Source organism: Labrys miyagiensis (assembly GCF_030160835.1).
GTDB classification, from domain to species: Bacteria; Pseudomonadota; Alphaproteobacteria; order Rhizobiales; family Labraceae; genus Labrys; species Labrys miyagiensis.
In genome coordinates, this window is record NZ_BSPC01000075.1 from 1 (window position 1) to 14,472 (window position 14,472).

Annotated in this window: 17 protein-coding genes; 11 read left to right on the top strand and 6 right to left on the bottom strand. The window is 64.7% G+C overall.

Going from position 1 to position 14,472, the window contains the following annotated elements:
• Positions 1-136: 136 nt before the first annotated feature.
• From QQL24_RS31950 to QQL24_RS31965, 4 genes are all read left to right on the top strand, one after another.
• Positions 137-436, top strand: coding sequence for a hypothetical protein (locus QQL24_RS31950; protein WP_284316358.1), 300 nt, complete (start codon positions 137-139; stop codon positions 434-436).
• On the top strand, positions 433-717 hold the full coding sequence (locus QQL24_RS31955) for a type II toxin-antitoxin system RelE/ParE family toxin (protein WP_284316359.1): 285 nt from the start codon (positions 433-435) through the stop codon (positions 715-717). Before QQL24_RS31950 ends, QQL24_RS31955 begins: the two co-directional genes overlap by 4 nt.
• Before the next feature lie 129 nt (positions 718-846).
• Positions 847-2,265, top strand: coding sequence for an FAD-binding oxidoreductase (locus QQL24_RS31960; RefSeq protein ID WP_284316360.1), 1,419 nt, complete (start codon positions 847-849; stop codon positions 2,263-2,265).
• Positions 2,266-2,360: 95 nt separating this feature from the next.
• The gene (locus QQL24_RS31965; RefSeq protein ID WP_284316361.1) at positions 2,361-3,080 is read left to right on the top strand and encodes a 3-keto-5-aminohexanoate cleavage protein; all 720 of its coding nucleotides are present in this window, start codon (positions 2,361-2,363) and stop codon (positions 3,078-3,080) included.
• A gap of 6 nt (positions 3,081-3,086) precedes the next feature.
• Here the strand turns inward: QQL24_RS31965 and QQL24_RS31970 are convergent, their stop codons facing one another.
• Complete coding sequence (locus QQL24_RS31970) at positions 3,087-3,308, bottom strand: hypothetical protein (RefSeq protein ID WP_284316362.1); 222 nt, start codon at positions 3,306-3,308, stop codon at positions 3,087-3,089.
• 15 nt (positions 3,309-3,323) lie between these two features.
• Positions 3,324-3,998, bottom strand: coding sequence for an SOS response-associated peptidase (locus tag QQL24_RS31975; RefSeq protein WP_284316363.1), 675 nt, complete (start codon positions 3,996-3,998; stop codon positions 3,324-3,326).
• A 48-nt stretch (positions 3,999-4,046) separates the two neighbouring features.
• On the opposite strand from QQL24_RS31975, the gene QQL24_RS31980 reads away from it, so the two are divergent.
• The 4 genes from QQL24_RS31980 (at position 4,047) to QQL24_RS31995 (ending at position 6,021) form a co-directional block, all read left to right on the top strand.
• On the top strand, positions 4,047-4,484 hold the full coding sequence (locus tag QQL24_RS31980; RefSeq protein WP_284316364.1) for an NUDIX hydrolase: 438 nt from the start codon (positions 4,047-4,049) through the stop codon (positions 4,482-4,484).
• Positions 4,481-4,879, top strand: a complete 399-nt coding sequence (locus tag QQL24_RS31985) for a TIGR02301 family protein (protein WP_284316365.1) — start codon at positions 4,481-4,483, stop codon at positions 4,877-4,879. The genes QQL24_RS31980 and QQL24_RS31985 overlap by 4 nt, the downstream gene beginning before the upstream one ends.
• Positions 4,880-4,966: 87 nt before the next feature.
• Complete coding sequence (locus QQL24_RS31990) at positions 4,967-5,227, top strand: hypothetical protein (protein WP_284316366.1); 261 nt, start codon at positions 4,967-4,969, stop codon at positions 5,225-5,227.
• A 122-nt stretch (positions 5,228-5,349) separates the two neighbouring features.
• The gene (locus tag QQL24_RS31995; RefSeq protein ID WP_284316367.1) at positions 5,350-6,021 is read left to right on the top strand and encodes a hypothetical protein; all 672 of its coding nucleotides are present in this window, start codon (positions 5,350-5,352) and stop codon (positions 6,019-6,021) included.
• A 187-nt stretch (positions 6,022-6,208) separates the two neighbouring features.
• Here QQL24_RS31995 and QQL24_RS32000 read toward each other — a convergent pair whose 3' ends face one another.
• The 3 genes from QQL24_RS32000 to QQL24_RS32010 all read right to left on the bottom strand — a co-directional run bounded on the left by QQL24_RS32000 (position 6,209) and on the right by QQL24_RS32010 (position 9,882).
• Positions 6,209-7,144 carry a histone deacetylase family protein gene (locus QQL24_RS32000; RefSeq protein WP_284316368.1) on the bottom strand — a complete coding sequence of 312 codons (936 nt, stop codon included), beginning with the start codon at positions 7,142-7,144 and terminating at the stop codon, positions 6,209-6,211.
• 32 nt (positions 7,145-7,176) lie between these two features.
• Positions 7,177-8,040 carry an SDR family oxidoreductase gene (locus QQL24_RS32005; protein ID WP_284316369.1) on the bottom strand — a complete coding sequence of 288 codons (864 nt, stop codon included), beginning with the start codon at positions 8,038-8,040 and terminating at the stop codon, positions 7,177-7,179.
• Positions 8,041-8,115: 75 nt separating this feature from the next.
• Positions 8,116-9,882, bottom strand: a complete 1,767-nt coding sequence (locus QQL24_RS32010; RefSeq protein ID WP_284316370.1) for an acyl-CoA dehydrogenase family protein — start codon at positions 9,880-9,882, stop codon at positions 8,116-8,118.
• A gap of 384 nt (positions 9,883-10,266) precedes the next feature.
• Between QQL24_RS32010 and QQL24_RS32015 the strand changes: the two genes are divergently transcribed.
• Positions 10,267-11,235, top strand: coding sequence for an L-threonylcarbamoyladenylate synthase (locus QQL24_RS32015; RefSeq protein ID WP_284316371.1), 969 nt, complete (start codon positions 10,267-10,269; stop codon positions 11,233-11,235).
• A gap of 382 nt (positions 11,236-11,617) precedes the next feature.
• A complete protein-coding gene (locus tag QQL24_RS32020) occupies positions 11,618-12,664 on the top strand; it encodes a sulfotransferase domain-containing protein (RefSeq protein WP_284316372.1) in 1,047 nt (348 codons plus the stop codon).
• Between the two features lie 54 nt (positions 12,665-12,718).
• On the opposite strand, the gene ald is transcribed toward QQL24_RS32020, so the two are convergent.
• On the bottom strand, positions 12,719-13,837 hold the full coding sequence (gene ald, locus QQL24_RS32025) for an alanine dehydrogenase (RefSeq protein WP_284316373.1): 1,119 nt from the start codon (positions 13,835-13,837) through the stop codon (positions 12,719-12,721).
• 152 nt (positions 13,838-13,989) lie between these two features.
• Here ald and QQL24_RS32030 point away from each other — a divergent pair, with 152 nt between their 5' ends.
• Positions 13,990-14,463, top strand: coding sequence for an Lrp/AsnC family transcriptional regulator (locus QQL24_RS32030; RefSeq protein ID WP_284316374.1), 474 nt, complete (start codon positions 13,990-13,992; stop codon positions 14,461-14,463).
• The last annotated feature ends 9 nt before the right edge of the window (positions 14,464-14,472 follow it).

The following is a 14,472-nucleotide window of genomic DNA, read 5'->3' on the forward strand; positions in this document are numbered from 1 at the left end:
TTAAAACACCAATCAGTCGTCTCAATTTAACCGGGAACAACCTCATGACAATCCACATCTAGCGATTCCTTAGTCGGATGGTTGCGTGATGGCGTTCCAAAGGTATATACGTCGTATAGATCGATGGAGGTTCGCCATGTCGAAGGAGACCATGTTCACGCTGAAGTTGGAGGCCGAGCTTCACAGCGCCTTCATGGCCGAGGCCCAGGCGGCGCATCGCCCGGCCTCCCAGGTCGTCCGCGAGCTCATGCGAGACTTCATCCAGCAGCAACAGGAAGCCCGGGACCACGATGCCTGGTTCCGCGCCGAGGTGGAGCAGGGCATGCGTGAAGCGGACGACCCCAATGTGAGGCGTGTTGCCCAGGAAGACGTCACGAACAACTGGCGGCGTCAGCGCGCTGAATTGATTGAGCGCGCGGGCAGGAAATCTCGGTGAGAATTGAATGGCTGCCGATCGCGGAGGAAAGCCGGGAAGGTCAACTGGCCCATATCGCTGAACGCAGCCCCTGGGCCGCCATCGACATGGGCGACATGATCGAAGCTGCCGTTCTCCGGTTGGCCGATCACCCTCATCTCGGGAGATTGGGTCGGGTCGCTGGCACCCGTGAATTGGTTGTGGGTGGCACCCCCTACATTGTCGCCTACAGGGTCGAAGAAGAGGCTGTCGTAATCCTTCGTCTCCTGCACGGCAAACAGCGCTGGCCGTCAGCCCTTTAAGTTTTGCTGCGGCCTCGTCTCTGCAGAAATCAGGTACGCATGCATTTTATCGCAAACATATCGAGCCGTGGCTTGAACCAAAAGCTCAACCGTTTCACCATATTCGCAAGATCATTAAGGTAACTATCTATGGCTGCTGAGATTTCCTCCGACCTTCTGGCCCGCTTTGCCGCTATCGTCGGCGCCAAATACGCCATCTCCGACATCAACGACCAGCAGCCCTACCTCAAGGAATGGCGCGACCGCTATCACGGCAGGACGCCGCTGGTGCTGCTGCCCGGATCAGTGGAGGAGGTCTCCGCCATCCTCAAGCTCGCCGATGAGACCGGCACCTCGATCGTGCCGCAGGGCGGCAATACCGGACTGGTCGGCGGGCAAGTGCCGCATGCCACCGGCAATGAGCTGCTGGTCTCCCTGAAGCGGCTCGACAAGGTCAGGGCCGCCGATCCCGACAGCAACACGCTCGACGTCGAGGCCGGCGTCACGCTGCAGCGGGTGCAGGAGGCAGCGGATGGAGTCGGGCGCTTCTTCCCGCTCTCGCTGCCCTCGGAGGGGAGCTGCACTATCGGCGGCAATATCGGCACCAATGCCGGCGGCACCGGCGTGATCGCCTATGGCAACACGCGCGATCTCATCCTCGGCCTGGAGGTGGTGCTGCCAGGCGGGCGCATCTGGCATGGCATGCGCCATCTGCGCAAGGACAACACCGGCTATGATCTCAGGAACCTCTTCATCGGCGCGGAGGGCACGCTCGGCATCGTCACCGCCGCGGTGGTGAAGATCTTCCCCAAGCCCCGCTCGGTGGGCACCGCCTTCATCGGGGTCGACAGCCCGGCGGACGCCCTCAACCTCCTGCATGAGGCGCGGGCGAATGGCGGCGGCACGGTCACCGCCTTCGAGCTGATGCCACGCCTCGGCATCGACTTCGTGGTGCGCCACGTATCGGATGCCCGCGATCCCATCGCAGAGAAATATCCCTGGTACGTGCTGCTGGAAGTGTCCACCCAGTCGGAGGAGGGCGTAGGCGACGCCCTGGAAGGCATGCTGATGGCGGCCTATGAGAAGGGCTATGCCGGGGATGCGGTGATCGCGTCGTCGCTGGAGCAGGCCGCCGATTTCTGGCGCCTGCGCGAGCAATTGTCGGAAACGCAGAAATTCGAGGGCGGCTCGATCAAGCACGACGTTTCCGTGCCGATCCGCCTGGTGCCTGCCTTCCTCGACAAGGCGATCGCCGCGGTGGAGGCCTTCATCCCCGGCTGCCGTCCGCTGCCCTTCGGCCATCTCGGTGACGGCAACATCCATTTCAACGTCTCGCAGCCCGTCGGCGGCGACAAGAAGGAATTCCTTGCCAAATGGGAGGCCACCAACGAGGTGGTGCACGCCATCGTCGCCGAGTTCCACGGCTCGATCTCGGCTGAGCACGGCATCGGCCAGGCGAAGCGCGCCCTGTTGCCGGGGGTGAAGGACCCGGTGGAGATGGAGATGATGCGGGCGATCAAGGCGACGCTCGATCCCAAGGGCATCATGAACCCGGGCAAGGTGCTGTAGGGCGGCCTCAACATCGTATCGCCTCATATGGACGCCATATCACGCTTGCCTTCTTGCCGGAAAAGGCGAGCAGTTGCAGTAATGAGAGACGTCCCATGTTGCAGGCATGTCTGAACGGTAACCGCAAGCGTGGCTTTCATCCGGCGATTGCCTGCACCCCGGCCGAGCTTGCAACCGATGCGCGGGCCGCCATCGAGGCCGGTGCCGAGGAACTCCATGTGCATCCGCGCGGGCATGACGGCGAGCAGAGCCTGGAGCCACATGATGTCGGCAATGCATTGCTGGCCATCCGCGAGAGCGTGCCGGGCGTTCCCGTCGGCATTTCCACCCTGTGGGACATCACGCCTGGCGGCCGGGCGCGGCAAGCGCCGATACGCGAATGGCGTGTGTTGCCCGACTACGTCTCCATCAATCTCATCGAGGAGGACGCGCCGGAGATCATGGCGCTGATGATCCGCCGCGGCATCGGCATCGAGGCGGGGCTGTGGTCGGTGGCCGACGCCCTGCGCTTCGTGGCACTGCCTTCGGCCGAGCGCTGCCTGCGCATCCTGGTCGAGATCAACGAACAGGATATCGAGGCGGGCCTGCATGTGGCGCGCGACATCCTCGCCGTCATCAGGAATGCCGGCCTGGATCTGCCGATCCTCCTGCACGGCGCCGACAGGACGATGTGGCCCATCCATGAGGAAGCGCTGAAGCGGGGCCTCGATCGGCGTATCGGCCTGGAGGACGGCGTCACGCTACCGGACGGCAAGCTCGCGGCCGACAACGCCGAATTGTTGCGCATGGCTGTGTCCCTGGCCGGGCAGGCTTGAGGACCTTCAGTCGTCGTCCTGGACATCCCGGCTCAGGCAGCCGCCCTGGCGATGCACGCCGCTATGCTGCGCGTCCGGCGCATTCACGCTGGCGCCATAGCTGTGCGTGCACAAGGTCTCGCCGCGATCATCGGCGCTGTAGCTGGCGCTGCCGACACTCACGCCGGCCGAGCATCCGGCAAGGGCGAAAGCGAGGAGCAGGGCTGTCACGGCTGGAATGGCCTTCATGATTGTCCTTGTCTTTCATGTGCTTCGGGAGGGAACCTCATCCTGGATATGCGGTCCGTCATTCTCGGCTCTGTTGACATGGGGGGCGATGCGCACGAGTTCAAGCAGATCCTCGGGGGGCGGGCGCAGCAGTTCTGCAGCTTCCTCCGGCTTGGCGAGCGGATCGAGCCAGAGCGCCGCCGCCTCGCGCGCGATCAACACCGGGCTGCGCTCGCTGATCGCCGCCAGCGTGCCGTTTGCATCGGTGGTCAGGAGGCCGACCGTGTCGATCTCGCTGCCATCCATGCCCGACCATGTCTCCCAGATCGCAGCGAGGGCGAGCAGGCCGCGATCGGGCCGGCGCAGCAGGAAGGGCTGCTTTGTCCGGCCCGCATTCTGCCACTGGTAGAAGGCGTCGGCCGGCAACAGACAGCGCCGGCGCACGAAGGCGTTGCGGAAGGAGGGCTTCTCCTGCACCGTCTCGGAGCGGATGTTGATCATGAGGGGATAGCTGGCGGTATCCTTGATGAAGGCGGGAATGAAGCCCCAGCGCATCAGGGTGAAGTGCCGCGCCGAGAAATCGGCATGCACCACCGCCACCGGCTGGCTCGGCGCGATGTTGTAGCGCGGCGGAAAGTCCGGCTCCTCGGCATAGCCGAACCAGTGCCGTACCTCCTGCGGCGAATGGGTGAGTGCAAAACGGCCAGTCATCGTCTCAATGCTGTTGCCTGGGAGCCCGCTGCCGCGAATAGTGTCGCCATGACAGATGCCAGCCGATCCTACCCCTCCCGTCCGATTCTCGCAGCCAGTGTCGCCATCTTCCGGGACGGCAAGGTGCTGCTCGGCGAACGGGCGCGCTCGCCAGGGCAGGGGTTGTTCTCGCTGCCGGGCGGGGTGGTCGAACTTGGCGAGACGCTGGAAGAGGCGGCGCGGCGGGAGGTGCGGGAGGAAACGGGGCTCGAGGTCGAAATCGCCGGCTTCGTGCGGCACAACGAAGTTGTCTATCGCGACGAGGCCGGGGCGGTGCACCGGCACTTCGTCATCGCCGTCTTCGCCGCCCTCTCCCGTGAGGGCGAGCCCCGGATCAGCGAGGAGACCCTCGCCTTTCGCTGGGCCGATCCCGCCACCCTCGACGGTCTGCCGGTGACTGATCGGCTGGCCGACATCGTTGCCGCCGCCAGGGCTGTGCTGTCATGAGGCGCCGCCTTCTTCCGGCGCTCGCCGTGGCGGTTTTCCTCGCGCCGCTGGCCGCGACGGCGCAGACGGCGCCACCCCCGGCAGGTCCGCAGAGGCCGGCCTATGAGCCGCAATTGCTGCGCCTCTCCGAGCTCATGGGCGCGCTGCATTATCTCAGAGCCCTGTGCGGCTTTGCCGATGCACCGGCCTGGCGCGACAAGATGAATGAGCTCATCGACGCCCAGGGGCTCGACCAGGCTGGCAAGGAGCGCTACGCAGGTGCCTTCAACCGCGGCTACCGCGCCTATAGCGAAACCTACCGCAGTTGCAACCAGGCCGCCGCCAAGGTGATCCGCGACTATCTCGCCGAGAGCGGCGCGATCATCAAGGACCTCGATTCGCGTTATGGCCGTTAACGATTAATTCCGAAGTGTCTATTCCTGGGACGCGGAAATGCTATGGTCTGTCTTCGTCCGCGGCAGGGGCCGCGGCAGGAATTCGCCATGTATGATCGCGTCTCCCAGTTGAAACGGCAATTTGCGGCCGACGATGCCCGGCGGGCGGCGCTCGACTATCTGCTGCAGGCGTGGGAAGAAGCGATTCTCGACGGCATCGACAGCGATTGCGTGGCCAACGCGGCCCTGTTCACCGCCTTCAAGGAACTGGTCGCCACCTATGGCGAGGAGCCGGTGGCCCGCTTCGCCGAACGTCTGCCGGAACGCGTGCGCAACGGCGAATTCACACCCAAGGGTGTTCATCAATAGAACGTGACGGGCACGCCTGTACGGGGCGCGGGACGCCACGCTCGCAATCGCTTTCTTCTGTGGCTAGGGTAGAGATGGGCGAACGCCATGATTCGCCTGCCTCCGGATTCTGGTGATCGCCCATGCGCCGAATTGCCCTTGCCGTAACCGGCTTCGCTTTGCTGCTCGGTACCGCGTCCGTCGGTATCACCCAGGCCCTTGCCGCCAATGACGCCACCAAGAATGCCCCCGGCACGCCGCCTTCCGTCAGCACGCAGACGCCGACCACCACGGTGACGCCGCCCGCCGGCGACTCGTCCGGCGGTGACGACAACGCCGCGTCGCAGACCCCGCCGCAGGTCTTCTACGGCGACGCCGATTTGCCGCCGCCAGTGAAGGAATTGCGCCAGAAATTGCTGGCCGCGATCAAGACGGGTGAACTGGAATCGCTGCGCCCGATCATCGCCGCCAATGGCGAGACGCCGGAGCTCTCGGGCGGTGACAGCGACGATCCCATCGCCACGCTGAAGCTGCTGGCCGGCGACCCGAAGGGCCGCGAGATCCTGGCCATCATGGAGGATGTGCTGGAGGCGGGCTATGTGCATGTCGATGTCGGCACGCCGCAAGAGGCCTATGTCTGGCCCTATTTCGCGCGCTACCCGCTCGACAAGCTGACGGGCCCGCAGATGGTGGAACTCTTCCGCCTGATCACCGCCGGCGACTTCCAGGACATGCAGGACAAGGGCGTCTACTCCTTCTACCGCCTCGGCATCAGCCCGGACGGCAAGTGGCAGTTCTTCGAAGACGGGGATTGATCTTCCCTGGAAGCGCGGACGTCTCGTCCGCTCTTGGAAACGATTCGCCGACCAGAAGTCGTCCAGCGGCCGAGTCACTCCTGGGACCGCAGGCGAGACGCCTGCGGTCCCAGGAACGTCTCAGCCGTTTCGTTCGATCCTGAAACGCCTTTGGTTCAAGAGCGGACGAGACGTCCGCGCTCCTAGCCTATGCCTGCATCAGCGTCGCCACATGCACGCCGGTTGAACGCGCCAGCGCGGTGAGGTCGTATCCGCCCTCCAGCACCGAGACGATGCGCCCGCCAGCGGTTCTGTCGGCGATCTGCATCAGCGCGGAGGTCGCCCAGGCGTAATCCTCCTCCATCAGGTTGAGGCTGCCGAGCGGGTCGCGCGCATGGGCGTCGAAGCCGGCTGAGATCAGGATCATGTCGGGCGAGAAGTCGAGGATTCGCGGCAGGATCAGCGTGTTCATCGCCTCGCGGAATTCGGCCCCACCCTGACCGGCGCGTAGGGGCACGTTGACGATGGTGTCCGCCTCGCCCGTTTCGCTGCGTGCCCCAGTGCCGGGGTAGAGCGGCATCTCGTGGGTCGAGGCATAGAGTACGCTGGGATCCTTCCAGAAGATCGCCTGCGTACCGTTGCCGTGATGCACGTCGAAATCCATGATGGCGATGCGCTCGGCCCCATGCGCCTTCTGGGCATGGCGGGCGGCGACGGCGACATTGTTGAAGAAGCAGAAGCCCATGGCGCGCTTGGGCTCGGCATGGTGGCCGGGTGGGCGGGAGGCTGAAAAGGCGTTCCTCGCCTTGCCTTCCATCACGCGGTCCACCGCGAGCGTGGCGCCGCCGGCACCCCGCATGGCGGCCTCGAAGCTGCCGGGCGACATCGAGGTGTCGCCGTCGATCTGCACGAGACCCTCGTCGTCATGCGGGTTCAGGCGCTGCAGCGTCTCGATATAGGTGAGAGGGTGACAGGCTTCGATCGCCTCGAAGGAGGCCTCGGGCGCAAGCTCACGCTCGAGACTGTCGAACAAGGGATCGGCCAGCATGGCCTCGACCGCCAGGATGCGGTCGACCCTTTCGGGATGCCCTCGCGGCGTCTCGTGGCGGGAATAGGCCGGATGCGTGACCAGCAGCGTTGTCATTCAGCGTGAAACCCATTGAATATTCAAAAATATCAGAACGTATTCTCCCCGATCACCACGCCGGGCGGTGGCGCCGGCTCGTCCGGCACGAAGAAATCGGGGGCTAGCGTCTCGCCGGGCACTGCCCGGTAGGCTTCGAAATCGGTGACGCCTTCGCCACTCAAGAACGAATCGTCGATCAGAAAGTTGCCCGAAAAAGTGACCGGCTTGTGAAAAATCCGGTAGGCGCAGTCGGCCAAGATGTCAGGCTTGCGCGAACGGCGCATCAGGGCCTCGCCGCCGAGGACGTTCTTGATGGCGGCGGTGGCGATGGTCGTGCGCGGCCAGAGCGCGTTGACGCCGACGCGCCCGCGCGTCTCGCCGGCGAGGCCGAGCACCACCAGGCTCATGCCGAACTTCGCCATCGAATAGGCCGTGTGCGGGGCAAACCACTTTTCCTTCATGTCGAGCGGCGGCGACAGCATCAGGATATGCGGCCGCTCCGCCTTGGCGAGATAGGCAAGCGCGGTTTTCGATACAAGAAACGTGCCACGCGCATTGATCTGGTGCATGAGATCGAAGCGCTTCATCTCGATATCGGCGACCTTGCTCATCTGGATCGCCGAGGCGTTGTTGACGACGATGTCGACGCCGCCGAAATGGCTGTCCGCCTTGGCGAAGGCTGATTTGACGCTCTCTTCGTCGCGGACGTCAACCACCAGCGGCAGCGCTTTGCCGCCGGCTTTTTCGATATCCTCGGCGGCTGTGTAGATCGTGCCCTCCAGCTTGGGATGCGGCGTCTCGGTCTTGGCGGCAATGACGATATTGGCGCCGTCCTTTGCCGCCTTCAGGGCTATGGCGAGCCCAATGCCGCGCGAGGCCCCGGTGATGAAGAGTGTCTTGTTGGCCAGTGACATCGGCGTTTCCCTTGCGAATAAACATTATCTAAGTGGCAAAGGCTGAGCGCCGGTGCCCCCGCCCAGTTCTGCCTATCAGAATACCGTCTCCAGGCCTGCTGCGACATAGCCGCTCATGGCGCCGGCCGCCAGGCCTTCGGCCTGGGGGGAAAGCTGCGTGGCGTAGAAATGGGCAGTATCCATGCGCAGCCGGTTGGCCGGCAGATGCGGATCGATCGCCGCCGCGGCAAGTGCTTCCTTTGCCACAACCACGCCGCCCGCCGCGATGGCGAACAGGCGCAGAAAAGGTGTGGCGCCGGAAAGCGCATCCTCCGGGCGCTCGTGCGGCTTCGACATGTAGGCTGTGGCGTGTTCCAGGGCATCGACGGCCTTTCCCAGAGCGGGAGCAAGGGCGGCGAAGCGTTCGCTGGCGGCGACCGCTTCAAGCGCGGCGCGCAGGCTCGCGATGAAGGCGCCGATCACCTTGCCTCCGTCGAGCGGCACCTTGCGGGTGACGAGGTCGATGGCCTGGATGCCGTTGGTGCCCTCATAGATCGCGGCGATGCGGGCGTCGCGGAAATGCTGGGCCGCGCCCGTCTCCTCGATATAGCCCATGCCGCCATGCACCTGCACGCCGAGGGATGCGACCTCATTGCCGATGTCGGTGGAGAAGGCCTTGGCGACGGGCGTGAGCAGGGCAGCGAGATCGGTGGCATGTCTACGCTTGTTGACATCGCTCTCGTGATGGGAGCGGTCGATGGCCTCGGCGAGCTGGTAGCATAGGCCCCGAGCGGCAACCGTCTTGGCCCGCATCTCCATCAGCATGCGGCGGACGTCGGGATGCTCGATGATCGGGCTCATGCCGCCCTCGCGCCAGAGCGGGCTCTTGCCTTGGCGGCGTTCGCGGGCATAGGCGAGGGCGTGCTGATAGGCCCGCTCGGCGATGGCGACGCCCTGCAGGCCGACGGCGAGGCGGGCATTGTTCATCATGGTGAACATACAGGCGAGGCCTTTGTGCTCCTCGCCGATCAGGTAACCGGTGGCGCCGCCCTCGTCGCCGAACACCATCACGCAGGTCGGCGAGGCGTGGATGCCGAGCTTGTGCTCGACGCTGGAGCAGAAGGCATCGTTGCGCTTGCCCGGATTGCCCGCGGCGTCGGGCAGATATTTCGGCACCAGGAACAGCGAGATGCCGCGCGTGCCGGCCGGCGCGTCGGGCAGGCGGGCGAGCACGAGATGCACGATGTTCTCGGTCAGGTCGTGGTCGCCATAGGTGATGAAGATCTTCTGGCCGAAGATGCGGTAGCTGCCATCCTCCCGCCGCTCGGCCCGGCAGCGCAAGGCCGCGAGATCGGAGCCCGCCTGTGGCTCGGTGAGGTTCATGGTGCCCATCCACTCGCCGCTGACGAGCTTGGCGATATAGGTCGCCCGGATCTCGGGAGTCGCATGGGCGGAAAGCGCCTCGACCGCGCCGATGGTCAGCACCGGCCCGATGCCGAAGGCCATGGATGCAGAGTTCCACATCTCCATGCAGGCGGCATTGAGCAGGAGTGGCAGGGCCTGGCCGCCGAATTCCGTCGGGCCGGACAGGCCGTTCCAGCCGGCCGCGCTCCAGTCGGCATAGGCGTCGCGCCAGCCTGGCGCCGTCACCACACCCTGCTGTTCGAGCCGAACGCCGATCCGGTCGCCCTCGCTGTTGAGCGGGGCGATGCGGTCGGTGGCGAAACGTCCGGCTTCCTCCAGCACGGCATCGACGATGTCGGGGGTGGCTTCCGGATAGATGCCCTCGGCTTGCAATCCGTCGAGATTGGCGACGTGGCGCAGGGAGAAGGCGATGTCGGCAACGGGCGCTTGATAGGTCATGCGTGCTGGTCTTCTGCTCAGGTTGCACGCCTTCAAGCTTGACGGAATGCGCGCCCGGGGGCAATGCCGCATCATGATTGGATCAACAGAAGAGCGTTCAATGGTGCGCACCGCCCAGGGTGTGCCTGGAATGGCATGGAACCGCTATTGTTTGCCGGGGAGGTGCCGAGGCAAGCTCGAAGAGCCTCAACAAGAATTGCTGGTGGCGAGGCCGATGTTCGTCATTGCGAGCGCAGCGAGGCAATCCAGGGGCCGTATACGCCGCCCTCAGGCCCCTGGATTGCCTCGCTGGGCTCGCAATGACGGCGTTTCCAGTGCCTCTTTGAGCCCTGCCGTGATTTTCGAGTCAGATCTGGAAAACCGGCACACCCGAGCACCGCGTCCATGACCCGCATCACCCGTCACCTCGATACCGGTCCCTCCGCCATCGCCGAGGCCGCTGGCCTTCTCGTTCAGGGTGGCCTCGTCGCCTTTCCAACCGAGACGGTCTATGGCCTCGGTGCCGATGCCACCAATGGCCGCGCCGTTGCCGGCATCTATGAGGCGAAGGGGCGTCCGCGCTTCAATCCGCTGATAGCGCATCTGGCCTCCTTCGAGTTTGCCCGGGAGCAGGGCGCCTTCTCGCCAGCCGCCGCCCGTCTGGCCGAAGCCTTCTGGCCGGGGCCGCTGACTCTGGTGGTGCCCAAGGCCGCGACCTGCACGGTGAGCGAGATCGCCACGGCCGGGCTCGACAGCGTGGCCCTTCGCGTGCCGGATCATGGCGTCGCCCGCGCGATTCTGGCGGCCACCGGCCGGCCGGTGGCCGCGCCTTCGGCCAATCGCTCCGGTCATGTCAGTGCCACCACCGCCGCCCATGTCGCCGTCGATCTCGACGGGCGTATCGATGCGATCGTCGATGGCGGCAGTACGCAGGTGGGCGTGGAATCGACCATCCTCTCCTGCCTGGGCGACCGTGTCGCCATGCTGCGGCCGGGCGGCCTGTCACGCGAGGCGATCGAGAAGGCGCTGGGCTTTGCCCTGGCGGAGGGGCCGGAGGGTTCGGGCGACGAGCCGCTGGCGCCGGGCATGCTCGCCTCGCATTACGCGCCCAGGGCACAGGTGCGGCTGGACGCCGAGGGCCCACGGCCCGGCGAAGCCTGGCTCGGTTTTGGCGGCGATGGCCATGGCGGCGCCACGGTCACGGCCAATCTCAGCACGACGAGCGACCTTACGGAAGCCGCCGCCAATCTTTTCGGCATGCTGCGAGCTCTCGACCGCCCCGGTATCGCCGCCATCGCCGTGGCGCCTATCCCCTCCCATGGCCTGGGCGAAGCCATCCGCGACCGGCTGTCGCGGGCGGCGGCAGAGCGCTGACCGGCCGAACCAAGGACGACGGAGATACCGTCATTGCAGCCCAGCGAAACAATCAGGGACCAAAGGGCGGTGTTTGTTGCCACTGGATTGCTTCGCTGCGCCCGCAATGACGGGCCAGGGTTCCGCTCCCCGACCGCGAAGTCGGCGCCTGTGAACGGAGCGGTCCGCACCTTCGGGCGACCCCGATCGCCCCTGTGTTCAGGGATCTGGAGCTTCAGCGGTGAACGGCACATCCGTCTCGCCCGGATATTTCTGTGGGCTGGCATAACGCCCAGAAACGGAGCCATTGTGCATCTTCCGCACTCCTTGTATCTAATGGATGCTCAGCCGGGGGGTGTTAAGTCGAGCCTATTCCAGTGCCACTTGGAGTGGAAGTATCTTGATGGCGCGCCATATACTTGTTGCCTGCATGCCGAAGTCGGCTTCGACATTCGTCTCGAATGCCCTGGCGGCAGCCGCGGGGCTGCAGAAGATAGAGCTCGTGCCTGAATATGGGCGGCGCGAGCAGGAGCTGTGCGAGATCCGTCTTGCCGAGGCCGCCGGGATTGATTACGTCGCCCAGCAGCATACCAAGTACAGCAACTGGACAGAGCAGCTCTGCGACGAATATCGTGTTTCGATGATCGTGCTGGTGCGCAGTCTGTTCGATATCGTGGTCAGCCTGCGTGACCATGTTCATCGGGAAAGCCCGGTGAGTTCGATGTTCTATCTTGAGAAGAAGCACATCTCGCAGAACGATGCCGAGATGGAGCGCATGATCGCGATGCTCGCCATCCCCTGGTACATCAATTTCTACATGGGCTGGCGCAGTAGCAAGAGCGCGCGGATCTTCGCCTATGAAGACATCATCGCCGATCCTGAAAAGGTCGTCGGCGAGATGCTGGCCTTTTCAGGCGTGTCCTTGCGCAAAGAGCAGATCGCGGCCGGCATCAAGACGGCGATGGGAGACGGCAGCCGCATCAATGTCGGCAAGGCGGGGCGCGGACGTAGCCTGCAGGCATCGACGGTCTCGATGATCATGGAGATGCTTTCCATGTATCCTGACATCCAGGACGACGCCTATGTGCTGATGATGAAGGCGCAGGCGGCGGATATCCTTGCCGCGCGCGCGGATGAAAGCGAGGTGGCATTGCCGCTTGTTGTGCCCGCCGCAGTGGTCAAGTCCGCTTCCAGGCAACCGTTCAAGAGGCGGATGGAACGCTTTGTCCGCCGCAAGGTCAGGCTGTTCGGCGGCACCCGCAATCAGGCCATCGCCACCGGCCTGCTCGTGCTCGCCTGCGCCTATTTCGCTTTTCTGCCGAACCTCATCCCGAATTCGCTGATGGGTGGGCGCATCGATGATTTCGTGGTGCCCGCCATCTGCGTCTTCTTTGCAGCAAGGCTGCTCACCCGGATCAAGATCAGGCGAGTCCCGGTGAAGGGGCGTTGAAGGAGATCGGAGCGGCGGTTCGGCACGCCACTCCGCGGCGGCCTTGACGAGGCCTCAGGCCGCGATGAGGCTCTCGGCTGGTACATAGGCCAGGCCATGGGCTTCCGCGACGGGCTGGCAGGTGATCTTGCCGCCAGCGACGTTGAGGCCGTTGCGCAGATGGACGTCGTCGCGCAGCGCCTTTTTCCAGCCCTTGTCGGCCAGCGCCACCGCGAAGGGCAGGGTGACGTTGTTGAGCGCGAAGGTCGAGGTGCGCGCCACCGCGCCCGGCATATTGGCGACGCAGTAATGCACCACGCCATCGACGACATAGGTCGGGTGGGAATGGGTCGTGGCCTTCGAGGTTTCGACGCAGCCGCCCTGGTCGATGGCGACGTCGACGATCACCGCGCCGGGCTTCATGGTCTTGACCATGGCGTGGGTCACCAGCTTGGGTGCGGCGGCGCCGGGCACCAGCACCGTGCCGATCAGGAGATCGGCGCGCTTCACCAGTTCCTCGATGGCCGAGCGCGTGGAGAACACGGTGGAGATCGAGGTGCCGAACTGGCCGGCGAGGCGCTTGAGCGCTTCGGCCGAGCGATCGACCACAGTGACCTTGGCGCCCATGCCCACCGCGATGGTGGCGGCATGCGTGCCGGAAACGCCGCCGCCGAGGATGACGACTTCGGCAGCCGGCACGCCGGGCACGCCGCCGAGCAGGACGCCGCGGCCGCCCTGGGCTTTTTCGAGACTGTGGGCGCCGACCTGCGGGGCGAGACGCCCGGCGACTTCCGACATCGGGGTGAGCAGGGGCAGGGCGCCGTTGTTGGAGGTCACCGTCTCGTAGGCGATGCAGATGGCCCCGGAGGCGACGAGGTCATGCGTCTGCTCGGCGTCGGGGGCGAGGTGGAGATAGGTGAACAGGATCTGGTCCTTGCGCAGCTTCTTGCGCTCAGCGGCCAGCGGTTCCTTCACCTTCACCACCATTTCGGCCTCTGCAAAGATCTGGTTGGCGCTGTCGACGATTGTGGCGCCCGCGTTGCGGTAGTCGTCATCGGAGAGGCCGGCGCCGATGCCGGCATTGGTCTCGACCATCACCTTGTGGCCGTGATGCACCAGCTCCGCCACCGAGGAGGGGATCAGCCCCACGCGAAATTCATTGTCTTTGATCTCTTTGGGAACACCGATCAGCATTGCCATCCTCCTGCATGCGGCCCTTGTTTTGGGCAGGCCGTTTCCGATGACGCATGATGGCCGGTAAAACGAGCAATTTCTCGCGGAATTCACTGGAACTGGATCAAATCTATCGCATATTATGCGATAGATTTGGAAATTAGGCGCATGAAATGTCAAGGATCGCAATTGATCTCGATAGGCGTGATCGCGCCATCCTCAACCTGCTGCAAGCCGATGGCCGTCTGAGCAATGTCGAGCTTGCCGAGAGGGTCAATCTCTCGCCCTCGGCCTGCCTGCGCCGGGTGAAATTGCTGGAGGAGCGCGGGCTGATCGCCCGCTATGTCATGCTGCTGGACGAGAAGGCGGCAGGGGTGCCAGGGGTCGCCTTCGTGCTGATCACTCTGGACCAGCAGGGCCGTGGCGCCCTCGACACGTTCGAGGCAGCGATCCAGCGCCATCCCGAAGTCACCGAATGCTGTCTCCTGGCCGGCGCCGCCGATTACATGGTGCGGGTGGCCTATGCCGATGCCGCCGATTTCGAGCGCATCCACACCGAGATATTGACGCAATTGCCTGGCGTGGTGCGCGTGCAGTCGACGCTGGCGCTGCGCAGCGTGAAGAAGACGACGGCGCTGCCGATTTGACTGTGATGC